The following is a 424-nucleotide window of genomic DNA, read 5'->3' on the forward strand; positions in this document are numbered from 1 at the left end:
CCAGGTCGGCACACTAGAGAGGTGCAGTAATTTTAGGAGGGCTATCGTGTTGCGCAGAGTCGTGCCCCTATTGAGTTAAAAAGGGTCACGTCTGTGATCACCACTACACAGAAAAACTGGTGCAGGACGTGCCAGCGGGTGCCACAAGGCCTACCGGGAGGACGGAACAACAGCTAGCCAGAGAAAAGGTTACGGAGCGCGTGCCCATTCATAAAAAGGTACTGGGGATGATGGCAACGGGGGAACTGGGCGAACCGGTCTACATGAAGAACAAGGGGTTGTATGGGAACAAGATCACCATTCTGAAGGATGGAAAGGCCGTCGTTACCCTAGTCAACATCAAAGGGAAAATGCTGGGTGCGGCGCTATTGCCCACAAATGGAACGCAAAAAAAAAAACTTCTGGGAGGAAGGCAGAAAAAAGG

The 424-nt window shown here is 51.7% G+C and carries 1 protein-coding gene; it reads left to right on the forward strand.

Features of this window, described 5'->3' with window-relative positions; all coding sequences use genetic code 11:
• Positions 1 to 227: 227 nt before the first annotated feature.
• Positions 228 to 424, forward strand: a 197-nt coding sequence (locus tag AACQ81_RS05840; RefSeq protein ID WP_339353411.1) for a hypothetical protein, incomplete at its 3' end; no start/stop codon positions are given.

The sequence above is a fragment of the Xenorhabdus sp. Sc-CR9 genome, from assembly GCF_963897815.1.
Taxonomy (GTDB): domain Bacteria; phylum Pseudomonadota; class Gammaproteobacteria; order Enterobacterales; family Enterobacteriaceae; genus Xenorhabdus.